Here is a 20819-nt window from a genome sequence, read left to right as displayed (position 1 = left end):
GAAAATTATCCTTCAGATAGGATGATATCATGACACAAGACGAATTAAAAAAAGCTGTAGGCTGGTCAGCCTTAAAATATATCAAACCAAATTCTTATGTTGGAGTGGGAACAGGTTCTACTGCGTCTTATTTTATTGATGCATTAGCTACAATAAAAGATCAGATTAAAGGCACCGTTTCAAGTTCGGAAGCATCGACACAAAAATTAAAAAGCTACGGTATTCCAGTATTAGACTGTAATGATGTTGATAGTTTAGATGTATATGTTGATGGCGCTGACGAGATAAATCAACAATTACAAATGATCAAAGGCGGGGGTGCTGCATTAACACGTGAAAAAATAGTCTCAGCGCTGGCTAAACAGTTTATTTGTATTGTCGATGAATCTAAAGTCGTCAATGTTCTTGGTAAATTTCCACTTCCAGTAGAAGTAATTCCGATGGCCCGTTCTTATGTTGCTCGAGAATTATTTAAACTTGGCGGTAAGCCAATCTATCGACAAGGTGTAGTGACCGATAATGGCAATGTTATTTTAGATGTGCATGATCTTCTTATCACCAATCCTGAGCAATTAGAACATCGGATTAATAATATTGCAGGAGTGGTAACCGTTGGATTATTTGCCAATAAAGGGGCAGATATTGCATTAGTCGGATGTCGCTCAGGTGTAAAAGAGTTAAATAAAGCTATCTAATTTTTAAAAATTTAAAATTTTAAATCATAGTAAATACCAAATCTATTTTGTAGGAAAGAGAGGAAATAATGGTTGTTCAGTCGTTAACAAAAGATGAAAATAAGTTTGTATTACTTGAAGGTATCCACCCTAGTGCGGTTGAAACACTTAAATCAGCAGGTTATAGCAACATTGAATATCATAAAGGTGCATTATCGGAATCGGAACTCAAGGCCGTTTTAAAAGATGCAAGATTTATTGGAATTCGATCACGAACACACTTAACGAAAGATATCATTGATGCCGCCCCTAAACTTGCTGGGATTGGTTGTTTCTGTATTGGTACCAATCAAGTTGAACTTAATGCCGCTACCGTTAAAGGTATTCCTGTTTTTAATGCACCGTTTTCTAATACCCGTTCTGTTGCAGAGCTAGTATTAGCTGAAGCGATTTTATTACTTCGTCGTGTACCAGAAGCCAATGCCAAAGCTCATCAAGGAAAATGGAATAAAATGGCTACAGGCTCCCATGAAGCGAGGGGTAAAAATTTAGGTATCGTTGGCTATGGTCACATTGGCAGTCAATTGAGTGTACTTGCTGAAGCATTAGGTATGAATGTTTACTTTTATGATATTGAAACAAAATTGTCATTAGGCAATGCCAAACAAATTTCAACTATGAAAGAGTTACTTGCCATGAGTGATATCGTCAGCATGCATGTTCCTGAAAATCCAACAACAATTAAAATGATCGGTAAATCAGAAATTGATATGATGAAATCAGGAGCAATCTTAATTAACGCTTCCCGCGGTAGTGTCATTGATATCGATGCCCTAACTCAAGCGTTAGAAGCCAATAAGCTCAGTGGTGCAGCAATTGATGTATTTCCAACTGAACCAGCCAGCAATAATGATCCATTTGAGTCGCCATTATGTAAATTTGATAATGTCATTATTACTCCACATATTGGTGGTTCAACCAGCGAAGCCCAAGAAAACATTGGTATTGAGGTGGCAACAAAACTGGCTAAATACTCAGACACAGGAGCAACACTTTCCGCAGTTAATTTCCCTAAAGCTGCTCTACCAATTCCAGCAAAAGGGTCAAGTCGTTTTATTAATATTCACCATAATCAACCTGGGGTATTAACGGCAATTAATACTTTATTTGCAGAACAAGGCCTCAACATATCTGCGCAATATCTGCAAACGGACCCTAAGATTGGTTATGTTGTTATTGATATAGATAGAGTAGAACAAAGCAAAGCTGAAGAGTTATTAGTTAAATTAAAAAATGTAGAAGGCACAATTCGAGCGAGATTATTATTTTAATAATGCGTTCGAGCAGTAATTTTTTTAAGGATAATAAATAAAATTATCTTTTGAGCAATTTTAAATAAAATCGGAAATTACTCAAGATCATTAAAAACTCAAAGCTTGTTATTATGTTAATTTTAATAAGCTTTGATATTTGCTATTGAGTTTAATACCCACTTTCTAAGATTTTAAATTTAGGTTTTCTTACTTATCTAACGGCTTTACTTTAATAACGTTAATAGCCTTTTGAATTAATGCATTATAGTATTTATCATCTAAATTATCGTCGGTAATGATGGTATCGACAGCACTTAAATTACACACGACATTCGGGCTGCGTCGTCCAAATTTTGAAGAATCCGCTAATAAAATTAGTTTAGCAGCAGCCTTACTCATTGCGACACTACCATGATAGCTTTCATTAAATGTAGTTACACCACCAACTAAATCTACGCCATCGGCACCCATAAAAAGTTTATCAAACGTATAGGATTCAAAAGCGGCGATGGCTGAAGCATTATTGCTATGAAATGAGGCTGATTTACGGCGAAATGTTCCCCCTGTTAAGATAATAGTTTGATCATTATCATTAGCTACCAGTTCATTTACCATATGTAAACTATTGGTCATAATAGTCAGATTATTGAATCTAGCAAGCATAGGGATCATCTGGGCAACCGTGCTACCTGCATCAAAGATAATTGAATCCCCCTCATAGATCAATTTAGCAGCTTCTTGAGCAATCGCTTTTTTAGCTACAGTATTAATGTAAGTTTTATGATCGATGGCTCTATCACCAATTTCACGATTTAGCATAGCGCCACCATAAGTACGCAAAACTAAACCACTTTCATAAAGCTGTGTAAGATCTTTACGAATCGTTGTACCAGTTGTTTTAAAGTGTCGAACTAATTCATCAACACTAACTTGTCCGTGATTTTGCAAGTATTCTAAAATAGCTGTCTGTCTTTGCCTTACCTTCATGCTTGGATCCCATCATTATTAGTGTATAAAAAATTAGTGTATAAAAATTTTTATTTTATATAATTATTATACTTTATAATGAAAGAAAATACTTTTCAAAATAAAAGTTAATTTTACTTATTGGCAGTCAAAGCAACTATTAATGCACTTTGTGAAGACGGCTCACTGGGAAATACCTTTTCAGGTATGATATCTAAAACTGACAGTCCATGTAATTGTGAGACGGGTTTGGGTTTAGCAAATACCGTGATCCCTTTCATAATAACAGAATCAATGACTATCTGGTTTTCATCCAATGAAAGCGCAATTAATACTCTCGGTTTAAAATGTTTATTTTTACTACGGCCAACACCCAAGTACCTACTTCTTTTCATAGATGAAAAAGCATGATTAAAACGGCGTATTTGCAACCAACTCAAAATAATTTGGGTACACCATGCAAACAATGCCATGACAATTAGCGTATTGGTCATAATTATGATTTGTCCATTTGATATAAACTAAATAATGAAGTGCGATAAGTTTTACATTAACTTACGCACTTTATTCTAATTAAAACATTACTTGACCACCAGTTATATTAATTGATTGTCCTGTGCAATAAGAAGCTTTGTCACTTGCATAAAATAATAGGACATTAAGCACATCTTGATAATCACAACCACGTTTTAGTGGTACTTTATCAATATAAACTTGCTCAACTTGGTCTTCCTCAATACCTAACTTTTTAGCATATTGAGGTATTAATGATTGGAACATGGGTGATTTTAATAAATTACCTAACATTAATGAGTTAACAGTAATACCATAATCAGCAAGATCAAGAGCTAATGATTGAGTTAAACCAACGCCACCAAATTTAGCCGCACTATATCCAGAGTTATGTTTACTGCCCACTTTACCCGATTTTGAATTAATTTGAATAATTCGACCAGAGATTTTATGATTTACCATTAATTTAGCAAATTCACGTGCACATAAGAAATAACCTGTAAGGTTAACATTCACTGATAGTTGAAAGTCGCTTAATATAAAATTAGTAACCGGTGCAGCTTTAGCAATGCCAGCGCTGTACACCATTAAATCCGTACGTTTAAAAGCATCATCAACATCACTCGCCAGCTGGATAACACTCTTTTCGTTCGTTGCATCAACACCAAAACCTTTTGCAGCACCCATACCATGTTTTTGATTTATCTCGTTTGCAACTTTATTGGCGTTAGCGATATTTAAATCGGCAACAGCAACCTTGTATCCAGCATCAGCAATCCCCTTACATAAGAATTCACCTAAAGTTTGACCACCACCTACAATAACTGCTACTTGTTTCATTTTTATATTCCTTAATTAGTTAAAATTCTAATTTCATCACCGACAAAAAGTTTTGCAGGGATGTCACCTTTTACATGCACCGTTCCAGGTAATTCAGCTTGATTATTACCATCAAACCTTATTGTGATATGTCCTAACTGTTGAAAATTAACATTTGCTACATCACCTACCGCTGTAATGTTATAAATACGACTGCCTAAATAAATTACTTGCCCGACTTGCAAATTCTGCTTTAAAACATCATGGCTATGAATAAAACAGTAATCTGCTAAATCTGCTGGTGCGCCAGTTTTAAATAGAATTAGCATGCCATCGGCTAATGCTTCTAATGCAAATTCACCGATTTGATTAATATTTGAATGATAGATAACTTTGGACATTTTTAACCTTCTCATATTTTGACTAAACACTCATTTCCATTACTATCGTCAGCTTAAAATGGGATGTACAATTCCATTTTTTAGTTCGTTTATTGATAAATAAATAATGATACGGCCCAAGCGATTAATACAGTTGGTGCACCAGTTAAAAATCGACTGACTAAAACAGAAGGAACGCCAACTCTAACTGTATCTTGCTTAGCTTCAGCCAATGACAACCCAACAGGGATAAAGTCACATGCGGCCTGAGCATTTATGGCAAATAACGCAGGTAAAGCTAAATGTGGTGGAATATGACCAAGTCCTATTTGCACCCCAACTAAAGTACCAATAACTTGTGCAATTACCGCGCCAGGACCTAAGAATGGTGAAAGCAAAGGAAAAGAACAGATTAACGATAATATAACCAGACCAAGTGGATTATTAGCTAATGGTACAAGACCATGTGCAATAAAGTCACCTAAACCGGATGCGATGATTATTCCTATTAATGCCGATACAAACGCCATAAAAGGAAGGATGGTTTTAAGTACTGTATCAATCGTATCACGACCAGCTTGGAAGAAAACTGCAACACCGGATCCCATTCCAATACCAATTTTTGCCAATAAACCATCACTTTGTTCAGTAATTTTTTTACTGCTATCATAATCTTTAAAATTAGAGGTGGTGCCGCTCGCTTGGTATTCCGTGTTGTCACCAACTTCATCTTCTTTTTCAATTAATGTGATATTGTGTGGTTTTACAGCTGACACATAAATGTCTTCAACAATATATTGCGCAAGAGGCCCTGATTTGCCCGTTGCATGAATATTAATGGTTGGTATGCGATTTTTTGGATAAATACCGCACCGTAATGTACCACCGCAATCAATTATAGCCACGCCAATGTCTTCTTTTGGTGGTTCCCCTTCTTTAAAACCATCAATCGCTTGCCAACCCGTTAATTGGGTGAGAGTGTCAACAATTGTAGGTCGCGTACCGGCAGCAATATAGACAATTTTTTTTCCAGCAATGACAGGCAATTCTAAAGGTCCGCCCCAACCAGATTCACCTTTTTCTATACGAATAAATTCAGCCATTTTGTGTTCCTTATCATTGTTATAAATGCACTTTTCTATCTAATTTAATACCCATTTTTCGTTCGAAAATGGCTGTACAAAAGTCTGTGATCCAACCTCTAAAAAAGTTTGTACCTAAACCGATGAGGAAATAGCTAACCGCTAAAGGACCTAATGGTAAATTTAAAGTGGTTAAGCCTGCTGCTACCCCTAAATAAACAAAAAGTTCACCAGGATTAACATGAGGAAATAAACCATTCATTGAATGGCAGCTATAAGATGAAGCAGCGTAATAACTTGGTTTGTAAAACTCTGGCATAAAGCGTCCTAGACTTAGTGTCATTGGATTACAAAATACAAAAGTACCAATTAGCGGTAAAATCAAATAACGAGAAACAGGATTACCCGCACAAGCTTGAGCTAGACGTTCAATACGTTCTTGTCCAATAAATTTAATCAGTGCGTTCATCACTACAAGCAATGAAATTAATAATGGTAAAATCGACGTTACCATCCCCACAAAAACTTTTCCTCCTTCCTGAAATAAACCAATAAACCATTCAGCACCAAATGAAATAGCATCAATCATATTGTCTCCTATTGAGTTGAATTTCGATTAAATACTATCAACATCAAAAACAAATAACTTTTAACTAGATCACACTTTGAAATATTTTCTTTTATTTTGAAAGAAATAAATTAGAAAATAATTAAAAAAAAAGGTGTTTATGAAACGATTGTCATCCATAGATTGCTAAAATAGCAGTGATAGACAACAATAGCTCATTTTGATTGGACTTTAATTGATAGTTAGCGTAATTTGTAAATACTTACTTGTTTTGTTTTTCAACTTAAGGAGAATATCATGGCTAAAAGTATTACCTCATCTAAATCTAAAAAAGTTGCTAGTGTAAAGAAAATACAGCAATCAGCAATTTTGTTTCCTACTGATTTAGGTCAAAAGGCATCAAAAGATATTTCCGGCGCAATGAACTCTGTATTAGCAGACGTGTTTGCCTTATATTTAAAAACTAAAAACTTTCATTGGCATGTAAGTGGTCCTCATTTTCGTGATTACCATTTAATGTTAGATGATCACGGAGATGAATTATTTGCAATGACTGATCCAATTGCGGAACGTGTGCGCAAATTAGGTGGCACAACATTACGTTCTATTGGTCATATATCAAAATTACAAAGTATTTCTGATAATGATGCAGATTTTGTTGAACCTTCAGATATGATTGCTGAACTTTGCCAAGATAATATTAAACTTACCACTCGTATGCGTGTTGCACATGATATTTGTGATAAATATAACGATTCAGCAACAGCAAGTTTGATTGAAGAGTGGATAGATCAAACAGAAAAACGTGCTTGGTTTTTATTTGAAACCAGTCGTAAATTGGATTCTTCGGGTCACTAAAAATTTAGTAATGCTGAATCATTATCCCTAATAAGAGACACATTATTGTGTCTCTTTATCATTTCATTAAGGGGGAATTACAAATGAGTAAAAAAATTGCTGTTCTTGTTGGGAGTTTACGTAAAGAGTCCTATAATTTAAAAGTAGCCAAAGTGTTTCAACAGATTGCACCACCATCACTCTCACTCAATATTGTTGAAATAGGTGATTTACCTTTTTACAACGAAGATATTGATGCTGATACGCCACCACAATCTTATAATCGTTTTCGTCAAGAAATTACTCATTGCGATGGTGTGATTTTTGTTACACCAGAATACAATCGAGGATTACCTGCTGTCATAAAAAATGCACTGGATGTTGGTTCACGTCCTTATGGTAAAAGTGTTTGGTCAAAAAAACCAGCCGCTGTGGTTTCGGTATCACAAGGTGCCATTGGTGGCTTTGGTGCTAATCATCAGTTACGACAATCTTTAGTTTTTCTTGATATGCCTACATTACAACAACCGGAAGCTTACATCGGTAATATTGGTACAGCTTTTAGTGAAAATGACAATATTAATGAAAAAACCAAGTCTTTTCTTTCATTAATTATTGAAAGTTATGCTAAATGGGTTGAACAGCTAAGTTAATAATGATTTATTTTAATATCCACAACCAATATAATTGACTGTGGATATTATTAAATTTATTTGAAACACATGCTAAACTTCCATCCTTCTAATGAACAAGAGTTATTAAATCGAGCAAAAATGGCTGCTGGTTATAGCTTTGCTGAGATAGCTCAGTATGTCAATATTCCTATCCCTGCTAATCTTAATAAGCAAAAAGGATGGGTAGGCAATCTGATTGAAACTTACCTTGGTGCGAATGCTGGCAGTAAAGCAGAAAGAGACTTTTCTAAATTAGGTATTGAGCTAAAAACAATTCCAGTCAATAAAGACGGTAAACCATTAGAAACCACCTTTGTCAGCGTTATTCCCTTAATGGCAAATCACGGTGTGATTTGGGAAACCAGCCATGTTAAATACAAACTTAGCAAAGTGCTTTGGATCCCTATTGAAGGGGAAAGAAGTATACCTCTTGCAGAAAGAAAAGTTGGAGAACCAATACTGTGGACACCAACTTTTGAACAAGAGCAACAGCTTAAACAAGATTGGCAAGAATTGATGGATATGATAGCACTTGGTCAAGTTGAAAAAATTACCGCACGTTATGGCACCTATTTGCAGATTAGACCTAAAGCAGCCAATGGAAAAGCTTTAACTCAAGCCATTGGTAAAAATGGCGAGATCATTTTAACTCGCCCAAGAGGATTCTATCTTAAAAAGTCATTCACTTCACAAATCCTACAGAATTCCATTGATCATTTTAGTTAAAAAGAATTGATCATTTAATTTCTATCACCCTTATTTTTTTAGCCTTACAAAACTTTTTTTTCGTTAAGAAAAAATCATTTCTTTTATTTTGAAAGATTAAAATACCACTTTAAAAATATTTGTTAGAGGTGATGCTGAAAAAGTTAACAGTTTGATTGCGGTATTAAATGCAAATTATATTGATGTATTAGTCTTTAGTAATAAAATGGCAAATCAATTATTTGATTAAATTCATGAATAAATTGACACATAAATATAATATTAAACACCATGTTATTTTCATAAACTGTTTTTAAAATTTGTGACTCTATTAACAGATTCTTAGATTATTAACCTCGATAATCATGTCTATCTTCAATCTTTGATCTTTTATTCTTCATTTTGGAAAAAACATGTATCGTTTAATTATAAAAAATGGATTATCGATTAGTTTACTCACGCTTACCGCTAGTTTCGCTGTGATAGCTTCACCACCATTTGTTCCAGTTACTTTGGACAAACTTAATATTCCTAATAAACAATGTAATGTTAGAGATTATGGCGCTGAAGCAACAGGTATTTGGTATGATACAAAAGCATTTCAAACCGCTATTAATGATTGTGCGCAAAATGGCGGTGGTAAAGTTATTGTTCCTGCGGGTTATTACCTATCTGAACCTCTATTTTTAAAAAGTAATATTGAATTTCATTTAGAAAAAGGGGCGGTAGTACAAGCTTCAGCAGAGGAAAGTGCATATCATCCTTCAGAAGAACAAAAAAAATGGTCATCATCAGATGAATCATTACCACTAACAAAACAATGGATTGGGTTTATTAATATTGCAGAAGAAAAAAATATTGCTATCACCGGTGAAGGAATTATTGATGGGCAAGGTTCAACGCTTCTAGAAAAATACCGCGCTGAGACTCGTCAAGCCGGAAAAAAGGGACCAACAAATCGCCCACGTCTACTTTTATTTAAAAACGCTAACAATATTTTAGTTGAAGGCGTCACAATACAAAATTCGCCAAGTTTTCATATTGTTTTTAAAAATGTGGAAGATATTACAATTAATAAAACAACAATATCCGCTCCAGCTTGGTGGCAAAACACCGATGCCATTGATCCAATGGATAGTAGAAGAGTCAGTATTACAAAAAACACAATAAGTGTGGGTGATGACCATGTTGCAATTAAATCAACAGTAAACAACCTTAGCCATGATTTTTATATTGCAGATAATAACTTTATGCTCGGTCGTGGATTATCTATTGGTTCAGAAACATATGGCGGTGTGAGCAATTTACTTGCAGAAAATAATACCTTTACCGATGCGATGTATGGTATTCGAATCAAATCGCCAAGAGGCAAAGGTGGTGAAGTTAAAGATATTGAGTATAACAATACAACAATGGTCAATGTAAAAACGCCAATTGTTTTGTCAGCTTATTATAAAGGCGGCCCAACAACAAAAGATGCAAAAATTAAAGCGTTGCAAGAAGGTGAATTTGCTGGTGGATTTATGTTAGGCGATCAGATTTATCCTGCGGATACTGAACAACCAAAAGAGCATAAACAAACCCCATACTTCAATAACATTAGCTTCAATAAGCTTACTGTAAAAGGTAAAAGTAATTACGCTGGTTTTATTATTGGAACACCAGAAAAGCCATTCAATAATATTAGATTTTCAAACATCAATATTGAAGCGGAAAATGGTTTTAAAATTCGTAACGCATCAGTTGAGTTTAGTCACACTAAAATTAATGTAGAAAAAGGATCAGATATTATTAAAGAAAAAGGAAGTCATATTACTCATCAAGAGTAATTTGGTGGCTCAGATTTGAGCTAATAAAAAATTCACAAACTAGAGCGTTACCAATTGAAACTGTCAAACCGACAAACAAAACAGGTAACGCTTATATTTCTGACTCAAAATTAACGCAATAAATAATCTTATTAAATTTACTTGAAGAACTACAGAATATTTCATTGATCTTCGCTAAAAAGTGCATTATCTATCATTAATTTCCGTGAAATCAATACCGACTAAGCGCAAGCAAGACATCACGCTTTTGTTCATTATGCTGTTTTTTAATTTTTCTTTTTACCACAACGTGATCTCTCATTAATCGTTTTGACTTTAAAAGCTCGCCTCTAAAATGATTTTTATCCGTTCAATGTAAATTAAGTAATTCAATATAGAACTCAAAACTTAATGAAATGGTATAGACTCCTCAATTATTTTTACAAATAAACGTCAATCAACCCAGAAAATCATCAACTAAAAAGTTTAATTAATGTTCCATAATCAAGATCAATAATTTGCTACCAATTGATTATTCGCATATTGTATTTGATGATTTGTAATCCAAAACACAATATAAAACATCGGTTTAATTATAATGATCTTAAGTTATGTTATTGAGTTTGGAGCTAAAAAATGGACCTTTTTCTAAATATATTTGGTCAGCCAGCTATTATTATTGCATTAGTTGCGTTCATAGGTTTGGTACTACAGAGAGCAAAACTTTCTAAAATTATTACTGGCACCCTACTTTCATTTATTGGTTTTGTGTTAATTAAAACGGGTGGAAAAATCTTAGGTGGCGTGTTAATTATGTTCAGTAACATGTTTACTCATGCATTTGGAATGCATGGGGTCGTACCAAGTAATGAAGCCATTACCGCATTGACGATGGAATCACTTGGTACTAGTGCCGCCTTTATCCTCTTTTTTGCGATGATAATTAATCTACTATTAGCAAGATTTACCCGCTTTAAATCGATTTATTTATCATTGCATTTAGTGCTATTCATGGCATTTTCATTTACCGCAGTTTTACAAGGTATGGGCTATAATGGCTATATCATTGTTGCAACTGGCGCAATGATTATTGGCCTTTATATGGCGATATTTCCAACTTTACTCTCTAAATTTAGCCGTACAATAATAGGGAATAATGATTATTGTATTGCCCATGCTGGTACCGTTTCATACTTATTAGGTTCCTATTTAGGTAAATGGCTAGGAAATAAAAAAAATGATATCGAAAAGATTAAAATAAATGATCGTTTTAGCTTTTTGAGGCAATCAGATGTTGCGACTTTTATTACCATGTTTGTTTTACTAGGCTTATCCGGTGCTTTTTCATCCGCTGAGTATTTGAAAGAGATACTTAAAAACAATACGTTTATTATTTTTGCGTTGGAACAATCCGCTATTTTTGCCGGAGGACTCTATATTGCCAAAAAAGGGATCGCTATTTTTACTGAAGAAATCATCCCAGCTTTTAAAGGATTTGCCCAAGTTGTCGCACCTGGTTGTGTACCGGCAGTCGATCCAATGGTGTTATTTGATAAAGCACCAAATTGTGTATTAGTTGGTTTTATTGTGAGTTTCTTTACTGAAATAGCTTGTGTGGTTGTTTTCCCTTTTATTGGTTTACCTATTATCATTCCCGGAATTATGGCAAGCTTCATCACTGGTGGAACAGCAGCAATATTTGGTAACTCAACAGGTGGAGCAAGAGGAGCGGTTATTGCCTCTTTCGTTAATGGTTTACTTTTATGTGTGTTGCCAGCCCTCGCATTACCTCTCTTTAAATTTTTAGGTGTTGAAGGTGTAACCTTTGCTGATCCTGATTTCACATCCTTATCGTTAATCACTGAATTTATTGTTAAGCTATTTAGTTAATCAAAAAGTCCGTTGCTATACGGACTTTTTCTCGATAAATTTAAATTAAATCAAACATTAATATTTTTGAGTTTCTTTGATAATTATAGAGTTGTTTCTTTTTAATCGGCAGATCATCCACTTCAGCTGGATTAAAACCTTTTTCACGAAACCAATGAATGCTTCGAGTGGTAAGCACAAAGATTTTTTCTAATCCTAAATTATTAGCACTTTCTGAAATTTTTTCTAATAATAAATCACCGCGTGATGAGTTTCTATATTGCGGATGAATCGCCAAACAAGCCATTTCACCCATTTTTTCTTCGGGATAAGGGTAAAGCGCAGCACAGCCAATTGTCATATTATCACGTTCAATAATAGTGAATTTGTCAATTTCCATCTCTAATTGTTCTCGTGAACGTTTAACTAAGATACCCTGCTCTTCAAGTGGTCGAATCAGCTCCAATATTCCACCTATATCATTGATTGTTGCCAAGCGAACTTGCTCTGAATGTTCCATTGCAACTTGTGTACCAATACCATCGCGAGAAAACAGTTCTTGCAAAATAGAGCCATCTACTAAATAGCTAACTAAATGGCTACGGCGGACGCCATTACGACATGCTTTGGATGCCGCACGCAAAAAACGAGCCTCACTAGATAGGTGTTTACCACATTCTTCTTTGCGATTAACATAATTATCAGCATCCACTGGGAACAGATCAGTTATTACATGATTTTGTTCATCAAGTACACCTTGTTCTGCACAAAAACTGATGAGTTTATCGGCTTTTAAGCGAATAGCAACTTCAGCAGCAATATCTTCAGATGCTAAATTAAAACTTTCGCCAGTTACCGAGACACCTACAGGACCGAGCAAGACAATAGAACCTCGCTCTAATTGTTCAGCAATAGCTTCGTTGTTTATGCGGCGAATTTTGCCTGTATGACAATAATCGACACCTTCATCAACCCCTAATGGCTGAGCAATGACAAAATTACCGCTAACTACACTAATATGAGCACCTTGTAACGGGGTATTATTTAAACTCATAGATAAACTTGCGGTTATGTTGAGCTGTAACAGACCAGTAACTTGCTTGATGATATCTAATGTAGTTGCATCAGTAATACGTGTATTTTTATGGTATTTAGGTGCAATGTGATGGTTTTTTAACGACGCATCAATTTGGTTACGTGCACCATTAACAATAACGAGTTTAATACCGAGACTGTAAAGCAATCCAATATCACTGATGATACTTGAATAATTATCACTGTTTAGGACAGCGCCAGTAAGTAAAATCACAAATGTTTTACCCTGATGCGCATTAATATAAGGTACTGAATGTCTTAAACCTTCAACTAACTCAGTTGTACGCTCTTTCATTTACACAACCTTTTAAATTGAATATTTATTCATTATTTGTGTATTTTTATTTATTTTTATTTTGATCGCAAGCAGTTTTTGAAAATAATTGAGAAAAGAAATTTTATTCATGTAACAGTAAAAATTTCAATTATTAAATTGAAATAATTGATTTTATGAATGTGATTTGTTTAATCTATAAAAAAGAGCCTGCAAGTAACCGCAAACTCTTAAGATTAAAATATTTTGTTAAATGAATTATTGAGCTTTATCTACTCTTTTAGGAAAGTTAAATATTTTTTGGTAACGCATCAAGACAACAATTGCTAATAATGTTCCTAAACCAGCAATAATTGCATCACTAAGCATAACATAACGCAAACCAAAATTTGTTGATATCCAACCAATAAAAAATGGTATTACGGTAGTTGCAATACTTGACGATGTGAAGAAAATACCCAATACTTTTCCTTTACCCGATGGAAAAAATTCGGCCATTGTTGTTAATGCTAACTGCAATACGCCACCTGCTGCTGTAAATCCAAGCACAAAACCTCCGATAATACACATTATTGGTGTTGGATGACTATAAAGAATAATTAACATTAACATTGAAAATAAAGGATATATAACAACAATATAAATAGGTCTTACCAAACTTTTTACTAAAATTGAAGTTAAAAATACACTGGCTAATGTGCCAATACCGTATGATGAAAATGCCTGAATCGCGCCAGATGAGTCCATACCAGCAACTGTTTGTGAAAAATCTTTTAAACAAGATGAGACTAAATAAAATGTCGCTGTAGAGGTAAAACCAATCACAATAAAGCATATACCTTCAATAAAAAAATTAGCTTTTTGTTTCAATGTTGGTGTCTCGTTTTCCAAAGTTTGTAGATCTTTCTCTTTTTCCTTTGCAGTAACTTTATAATTCGGAAATGGCATTTTTAATACAATTAACGCATTTAATCCTAAAATAATACAACATAATATAAATGACCAACCAAAATAACCATGGTTAGCCATAATAATACCCACAATAATTGGCAGTACAGATTGACCGGCGGCAATGGCTGCTTTAATTAAAATTGACGCTGACCCTGGTGATTTTGGAAATGCTTCCATTAAAGCTGGATAAGTACCAGCATCTAATGTTGAGTTAGCTATACCGCCTAAGACGGCAAACATAAATGCAATTTGCACATTCGGGCTTACTAAAATACCGAGTAAAAATCCAATATAAAATAGGGCTCCTAAAACTATAAACGGTTTACGTCCAAATGTATCTGAAAGAGTTCCCATAATAAATAAAACTAATAATCGACCGACACCTAACCCCATCATGACATTATAAACACTTTGTTTAGCTTCACCTACTAATCCAAGTTGTTCCGGTGTTAATGAATCTTTTGTAATACTAAATAAATAGGCAAGCTCTGGATTAAATTGTGCGGCTAAATAATCAATATTAAGCCCAAGAATTATCGCTCCCATTCCGTGCACAAAATAGTTCATATATAAACAAACTGAGGTGCCTAAATATTTATTTAACATTTATTATTTCCTTTAAACTTTCATTTTTTATTTCGAATAATTATTTGGTTTTTAAAAACTTTATTAAAATTTTGTCCTATATTTTTTTCATATCAATCACTTGTTTAAATCGATAAAAGACAATAGAACCAAGTATTACACTAGACAACGCGATAAAAAAGTCGATCAAAATAGCATAACTTACATTATAGATAGCTAATTTAGGAACAATGAGCGGTATAACAATAAAGGATAACCCACTAAACGTATACATACACCCTACAGCTATACCTTTGCGTGTTGGAAACAATTGCTGCATAACAACTAGAGTTAATTGAAGTACACCTCCTGCTGCTGTAAATCCCATACCAATTGCGGCGATAACACACATCATAGGTGAAATATTAAAGTAAAATAGGATTAATACTATTGCAGAGAGTAAAGGTAATATAATGATACAATATATTGGTTTTAATAAATGTTTAACGATAAATGCCGTTACAAAGACCGAGATAATTGATGCGGTACTATAATAGCTAATCAATTGTTTAGCTTCGATATCGCTCATATTAACCCCATTAATGGCAATTGTAGGTAACCACTGTAAAATTATGACAAACGTTGCTGTTGTAGTAAATCCCATAATGATCAACAAAACGCCTTCAACTTCGAACTTAGGTTTAGCTTTGAAATAATTTTCAGTACCACCGTTACCTTTTATTGCAGTTTCTTTGTTAGGAAAATTTTGAGGAAATAAAATTAAACTATTAATAACTAAATAAGCAGTAAAGCCAAGAAACGCCCAACCATACCAGATTTTGTTTGTATCAAAAAAAGTGACAATGAATGGAAGAATTAGTGTTCCAATAGAAATAAATGCTTTAATAAGGACACTTGCAGAACCCGCTGAACGTGGAAAACACTCTGTCAGAGCAGGCATTGAACCTGTATCTAAAAAAGAATTGCCAGCCCCTACTGCAATTGCAAGACAAAAAGCGATATGAATATTGGTACAGAAAGTCATGCCAATAAAGAAAATCGCATAGCAGGCCATACCCAGATAGATAAAAAGTTTTCTTCCAAATTTATCTGATAAAATTCCACCTGCAAACATTAGAAAAATCTTACCAATCCCTATACCAGAAGCAACATAGCCAAGACCAATCATATCTGTGTTAAGCTGCTTTGAAAGATCTAGAGAAAATTGCATAATCACAATCAATGCGATACTTTGAATAATATAATTTGCATAAATAGATCCGACTATTCCATAAGAATTTATTTTTCGATTATCCATTTGCTATACTCCATATGTAGAATTAAATTTTTAACCTTATAATTGTATTCAATATACAAGCATCAGCATTAATCTGAAAGCAATAACGACAAATTTATTGTTAAACTTTACATTTTTCACATTTATCTATAGATTTGAATTTATCTATAAATAAAAGCAGCATAATATTGAATAAAAATCAAACTTACCAATAGGTTTTTTTTATAAATTATTAAATAATTATTTTTATTTATTATCAATAAAAATACCACTTTATTAAGTGGTATTTAGTAAAAGAGTATTCAGTTAGTTTTGCAACATGTGAAGTATATTAGTGAGTATTAGAGCTTCATCCTGTTCAACATTAACAACATGATGTGCTGCATCATGATATAGCGGTAATCGCTCAGCCAACACTTTTTCCATTTCATCAACAATAGACAGACCTGTCAATGAAGGTCGCTGAGCAATATTGGGATCTTTCATTAAACGTGCAGCTAATGTTTCAGCAGTGGCCGATAAAAAAATGACAGTCCCATTTTGTTTCATAAAATGGCGATTATGATCAGCGAGTACCATTCCGCCACCGGTAGCAATGACTCGATTAGGCTTCGTTGTATCAATTAAAATCTGGCTTTCTCTGGCTCTAAAGCCTTCCCAACCTTCTTTTTCAACAATTTCAGCTACTGTTTTTTTTGTAGTTTCAAGTAAATAACAATCTGTATCAATGAAAGAAAACGATAGCTTATTTGCAAGCATTTTTCCCATTGTTGTTTTGCCAGCTGCTCTGGCACCTACTAAAAAAATAGTATTATTCATATTGAGTCATGTCCTTTCAAATTTACAGCTTATAGAATATACCGTCTATGCTAGTGATTCACTCTAAATTTTGCAATATTTTTTTTACATATTATAATAAATTTAAAAAGACATTGATTTTTATAAAATAATTTAATATATTTCAATCCATATTCGTAAACAATAGTTTACACATTATTAAAAATATCTCTAAATATAAATATTGGTTGCATTATATTTTATTAACACAATTTTTCTAACCCCCGAAAATATAACTCTGTAGCAATAGATTGATGTAATCGCCATTGAATGATATCAAGTTTTGGATTCACTTTCTTGAACTCTTCATAGGTCAAAAAATAGCGAATAGTACTACTACCAACCCGATCATTAATACTATTAATGATAATATTGACTTTATCAGTTCGGAGTTTTTTTAATTCTTGCATTGCTGTAACAACATATTGGGGAACAGGGCTAGTGCCTTTTTCCCAATTATGCCATGTACTAACATCAGTTTTACCAATATATTCACTTGCCTCTGAAACTTTTAGCATAAGGAAGCGACGATACGCTTGCAATTCTAGGTTAGTCATAAATACTCCTCCTTAACATATTTTTACATATACTGTAACTCTACATATGGTACCAATATCATCCATTGAAATAACGTGTTTAAAATAAAATTTAAACATATAGATATCAGCAATACATCTAATTTAAATTAATTAGATAAGTCAATACTTTTACTTATTAATCATTTTCCTGCTAGAGCATCAATTACAGCTTGTTTTGCCCGTTCAGAAAGATCTTTGCCTGTCCAAATTTTAAATTGAGCATTTGCTTGCCCGATAAACATCTCTCGACCTGAAATTGATTCCCAACCAGCTTTTTCAGCTTCTTGTCTGAATCGAGTATTATAGGGCGTATATACGATATCATACGCAATACCTTTACCTTTAAACCATGCTTGTTCATAAGGTGTTTGCTCTTCAAATTTACCTGTCATACCCAATGGAGTCGAATTAATAATTATTTGTGCTTCTACTTTACTTCTATCTTGCCATGTAACGGTTTTAAGATTGAACTCATTTGCTAACGATTGTGGTAAATCATCAACAATATCAGTGACAGTAATATCTGTATAACCGAGATCTTGTAATCCAACTACTGCTGCTCGTGCGGCCCCCCCCGCCCCAAGTAATAAAACTCTTTTGTATTCGGCTGGCAAATTCTTTTCTCTAAGTGGTTCCATAAAACCAACAATATCCGTATTATCACCACAAAGCTTATCGCCATCCCAATAAACTAAATTAGCTGCCCCCGCTTTTTTTACATGCTCTGTGACTTCATCTAAATAAGGAATAATTGTCTGTTTGTGTGGGATAGTGACACATAATCCACGTATATTTAATAATCTTACAGATTTAAATAACGTTGGAATTTCTTCTGGAGGAGTAGGAAATGGAACTAAAACAGCAGCAATACCATAATCTTGAAATGAGGTAGTATGAATAAGTGGACTCATACTGTGACCTAAAGGATAACCGATAATACCGTATATACTATATGGCTTAAACTGACTCATATAATCTCCTTGAAAGTTGAAAAATCAAAAGGCATAAATAAAATCTTAATCCTAATTATTAAAACACATTTATTATAAAATTGAATCATTTTTTCTAAAATTACAGAAGAAGTTAAGATTTTGTTTTATAATAATTTGTTTAATTTATAAAAAATAATTCCTACTCTATCAAAAGAATATTTTGAACAGAATTTAACTTTTTAATTTTTCACTGTTTCAAGGTAATATTTTGACATCTCAAATAGCAAGATAATTTTAGCGGCCAAAAATAGCATCATCACTATGCTCAATTAGGAAATGATAAAACTTTTGTGGTGCAGGCAATAAAGGTCTATTTTTCATTGTTGCAATGAAAATATCTCTTTTTTGATAACATTTATTCATGGGAACAAGAGTAACATTAAATTCTTCAGGAATAAGTACTCTTGGCATAATGCCTATACCATAATTTATGGAAGCCAAACCCATCATGGCACTTTCTGTTTCAACATGACAAGCAATATTGGGTTGCAAACCTGTTTTAGTTAACATATCATCTATCACAGTTTTTATACCGTTTTTTTCATTAAAAAGAATTAGAGGTTCATGAATCAATTCTTTTAAATCAAGTTTTTTACGTTTAGATAAAGGATGATCATTAGAAATAATAAAAACAAGTTCTTGCTTAGTTAACTTTCGAAAGTGAACATCGGGTTCATTTTGTAAATGAGAGCAAATTCCAATCTCATACTTTTTTTCTCTAAGTCCTTCAATAATATTTTGTGATGTCCCTTCATAAAAAGAAAACGTAATGTCGTTATTTTCAGGTTCAGCTAAAAAAGCTTTAATGATTTTAGGAATATAATTTGAGCTAATGGAGTAGATAAAAGCCAACCCAATATGTCCATGGGAAACATTGAGCAATTCTTTAACAAATTGTTCACCTTCCGATAGTGCATTTAATGCTTGCTCAACATAGGTTAAATATTGTTTACCTTCTTTAGTTAACTCTACATTTCGGCCTCGTTTTTGAAACAATTTAATTCCAATTTCCTTTTCAAGTTCTGAAATCGAATGGCTTAAACTTGGTTGACTAATCGAAAAATAGTCCGAAGTAGATGTGTAATGTTGAGTTTTTGCAAGCAATTGGAAATATTTTAATTGTTTCAAATTCATATAGTCAAACATTCTTTAATGATTTATACCCAAGACAGTATAGGATAAATATTTATTAACACAATATTTGTATTTGGGTTTTATTTGAATGACATTTACTTAAACTTATTTTAAGCTTACATAAGATAATGCTTGAGAATTTGTGTATAACAGCGTATACTTCGCTACCTCATTATTGTGGGTGTAGTGTGAGAGGTTAGACTGCTTCTCAGATAGAACTGCAGCAAACTAAAAGCCTGACGAGGTTAATTCCATTAACATATTACGCCCAAGGCTTAAGCATAGAAATTTCGGAGAATTATTGACATGTCACGAGTATGCCAAGTAACAGGAAAAGGTCCTTTAGTGGGAAATAATCGTTCTCATGCGATGAATGCTACTAAACGTCGTTTTCTACCAAATCTTCAAACTCACCGTTTCTGGGTTGAGAGTGAAAAACGTTTTGTAAAATTGCGTATATCTGCTAAAGGTATGCGAACTATCGATAAAAAGGGTATTGATGCAGTTTTAGCTGAACTTCGTGCCCGTGGTGAAAAGTACTAATAAGGAAACCCTATCATGGCAAAAGGTGTACGCGAAAAAATTAGATTAGTTTCTTCTGCTGGTACAGGTCATTTTTATACCACTAGCAAAAATAAAAGAACTATGCCTGAGAAAATGGAAATCAAAAAATACGATCCCGTTGTTCGTCAGCATGTTATTTATAAAGAAGCTAAAATTAAATAGTTATCTAATAAATAAAAAAACCCAGCAAATGCTGGGTTTTTTTATATCATTATATAAAATTCTCTTAATATTATTTGTAATAAATTATGCAATATATTTTATTTATCTAGGATGAGCAAAAGACGGATAATTCATTTCAAATATTAAAGAATATAAATTATAC

The 20819-nt window shown here is 33.4% G+C and carries 22 protein-coding genes; 9 read left to right on the top strand and 13 right to left on the bottom strand.

Going from position 1 to position 20819, the window contains the following annotated elements:
• Nucleotides 1-29 precede the first annotated feature (29 nt).
• Both rpiA and serA read left to right on the top strand, forming a co-directional pair.
• Entirely contained in the window at nt 30-695 is a 666-nt protein-coding gene (rpiA, locus tag J3U13_RS09040; protein WP_267341602.1) for a ribose-5-phosphate isomerase RpiA, read from the top strand.
• A gap of 68 nt (nt 696-763) precedes the next feature.
• A complete protein-coding gene (gene serA, locus J3U13_RS09035; protein WP_267341600.1) occupies nt 764-2005 on the top strand; it encodes a phosphoglycerate dehydrogenase in 1242 nt (413 codons plus the stop codon).
• Between the two features lie 189 nt (nt 2006-2194).
• Here serA and srlR read toward each other — a convergent pair whose 3' ends face one another.
• From srlR to srlA, 6 genes are all read right to left on the bottom strand, one after another.
• Nucleotides 2195-2974: a glucitol operon DNA-binding transcriptional repressor SrlR gene (gene srlR, locus J3U13_RS09030; protein WP_267341599.1), complete on the bottom strand. Its 780-nt coding sequence runs from the start codon at nt 2972-2974 to the stop codon at nt 2195-2197.
• 113 nt (nt 2975-3087) lie between these two features.
• A complete protein-coding gene (locus J3U13_RS09025; RefSeq protein ID WP_267341598.1) occupies nt 3088-3447 on the bottom strand; it encodes a transcriptional regulator GutM in 360 nt (119 codons plus the stop codon).
• Nucleotides 3448-3526: 79 nt separating this feature from the next.
• Nucleotides 3527-4306, bottom strand: a complete 780-nt coding sequence (gene srlD / locus J3U13_RS09020; RefSeq protein ID WP_267341596.1) for a sorbitol-6-phosphate dehydrogenase — start codon at nt 4304-4306, stop codon at nt 3527-3529.
• Nucleotides 4307-4317: 11 nt separating this feature from the next.
• Nucleotides 4318-4686 (bottom strand): PTS glucitol/sorbitol transporter subunit IIA, encoded by a 369-nt coding sequence (locus tag J3U13_RS09015; RefSeq protein ID WP_267341594.1) that lies wholly within the window; start codon nt 4684-4686, stop codon nt 4318-4320.
• An 89-nt stretch (nt 4687-4775) separates the two neighbouring features.
• Complete coding sequence (locus J3U13_RS09010; RefSeq protein ID WP_267341593.1) at nt 4776-5768, bottom strand: PTS glucitol/sorbitol transporter subunit IIB; 993 nt, start codon at nt 5766-5768, stop codon at nt 4776-4778.
• 19 nt (nt 5769-5787) lie between these two features.
• Nucleotides 5788-6336 carry a glucitol/sorbitol-specific PTS transporter subunit IIC gene (gene srlA / locus J3U13_RS09005; RefSeq protein ID WP_267341591.1) on the bottom strand — a complete coding sequence of 183 codons (549 nt, stop codon included), beginning with the start codon at nt 6334-6336 and terminating at the stop codon, nt 5788-5790.
• A 276-nt stretch (nt 6337-6612) separates the two neighbouring features.
• On the opposite strand from srlA, the gene J3U13_RS09000 reads away from it, so the two are divergent.
• The 5 genes from J3U13_RS09000 (at nt 6613) to J3U13_RS08980 (ending at nt 12229) form a co-directional block, all read left to right on the top strand.
• On the top strand, nt 6613-7173 hold the full coding sequence (locus J3U13_RS09000) for a Dps family protein (RefSeq protein WP_267341589.1): 561 nt from the start codon (nt 6613-6615) through the stop codon (nt 7171-7173).
• A gap of 83 nt (nt 7174-7256) precedes the next feature.
• Complete coding sequence (locus J3U13_RS08995; protein ID WP_267341587.1) at nt 7257-7805, top strand: NADPH-dependent FMN reductase; 549 nt, start codon at nt 7257-7259, stop codon at nt 7803-7805.
• A 69-nt stretch (nt 7806-7874) separates the two neighbouring features.
• Entirely contained in the window at nt 7875-8552 is a 678-nt protein-coding gene (mutH, locus tag J3U13_RS08990; protein ID WP_267341586.1) for a DNA mismatch repair endonuclease MutH, read from the top strand.
• 392 nt (nt 8553-8944) lie between these two features.
• On the top strand, nt 8945-10360 hold the full coding sequence (locus J3U13_RS08985) for a glycoside hydrolase family 28 protein (protein WP_267341585.1): 1416 nt from the start codon (nt 8945-8947) through the stop codon (nt 10358-10360).
• A gap of 615 nt (nt 10361-10975) precedes the next feature.
• Complete coding sequence (locus J3U13_RS08980; protein WP_267341584.1) at nt 10976-12229, top strand: PTS ascorbate transporter subunit IIC; 1254 nt, start codon at nt 10976-10978, stop codon at nt 12227-12229.
• A 40-nt stretch (nt 12230-12269) separates the two neighbouring features.
• On the opposite strand, the gene argA is transcribed toward J3U13_RS08980, so the two are convergent.
• From argA to J3U13_RS08945, 7 genes are all read right to left on the bottom strand, one after another.
• The gene (gene argA / locus J3U13_RS08975; RefSeq protein WP_267341583.1) at nt 12270-13598 is read right to left on the bottom strand and encodes an amino-acid N-acetyltransferase; all 1329 of its coding nucleotides are present in this window, start codon (nt 13596-13598) and stop codon (nt 12270-12272) included.
• Between the two features lie 237 nt (nt 13599-13835).
• Nucleotides 13836-15134, bottom strand: a complete 1299-nt coding sequence (locus J3U13_RS08970) for an MFS transporter (protein WP_267341582.1) — start codon at nt 15132-15134, stop codon at nt 13836-13838.
• Nucleotides 15135-15210: 76 nt separating this feature from the next.
• Nucleotides 15211-16410: an MFS transporter gene (locus tag J3U13_RS08965; protein ID WP_267341581.1), complete on the bottom strand. Its 1200-nt coding sequence runs from the start codon at nt 16408-16410 to the stop codon at nt 15211-15213.
• Nucleotides 16411-16695: 285 nt separating this feature from the next.
• Entirely contained in the window at nt 16696-17208 is a 513-nt protein-coding gene (gene aroL, locus J3U13_RS08960; RefSeq protein ID WP_267341580.1) for a shikimate kinase AroL, read from the bottom strand.
• Nucleotides 17209-17429: 221 nt separating this feature from the next.
• A complete protein-coding gene (locus J3U13_RS08955; RefSeq protein WP_267341579.1) occupies nt 17430-17783 on the bottom strand; it encodes a DUF1870 family protein in 354 nt (117 codons plus the stop codon).
• A 161-nt stretch (nt 17784-17944) separates the two neighbouring features.
• The gene (gene aroE, locus J3U13_RS08950; RefSeq protein ID WP_267341577.1) at nt 17945-18775 is read right to left on the bottom strand and encodes a shikimate dehydrogenase; all 831 of its coding nucleotides are present in this window, start codon (nt 18773-18775) and stop codon (nt 17945-17947) included.
• 255 nt (nt 18776-19030) lie between these two features.
• Entirely contained in the window at nt 19031-19930 is a 900-nt protein-coding gene (locus tag J3U13_RS08945) for a LysR family transcriptional regulator (protein ID WP_267341575.1), read from the bottom strand.
• Between the two features lie 306 nt (nt 19931-20236).
• Here J3U13_RS08945 and rpmB point away from each other — a divergent pair, with 306 nt between their 5' ends.
• Both rpmB and rpmG read left to right on the top strand, forming a co-directional pair.
• On the top strand, nt 20237-20473 hold the full coding sequence (rpmB, locus tag J3U13_RS08940) for a 50S ribosomal protein L28 (RefSeq protein WP_025314527.1): 237 nt from the start codon (nt 20237-20239) through the stop codon (nt 20471-20473).
• A 15-nt stretch (nt 20474-20488) separates the two neighbouring features.
• Nucleotides 20489-20656 (top strand): 50S ribosomal protein L33, encoded by a 168-nt coding sequence (gene rpmG, locus J3U13_RS08935; protein WP_025314526.1) that lies wholly within the window; start codon nt 20489-20491, stop codon nt 20654-20656.
• Nucleotides 20657-20819 lie beyond the last annotated feature (163 nt).

The organism is Gilliamella sp. B2887, assembly GCF_026537015.1.
GTDB lineage: Bacteria > Pseudomonadota > Gammaproteobacteria > Enterobacterales > Orbaceae > Gilliamella.
This window is presented reverse-complemented; position numbering and strand designations above follow the sequence as displayed.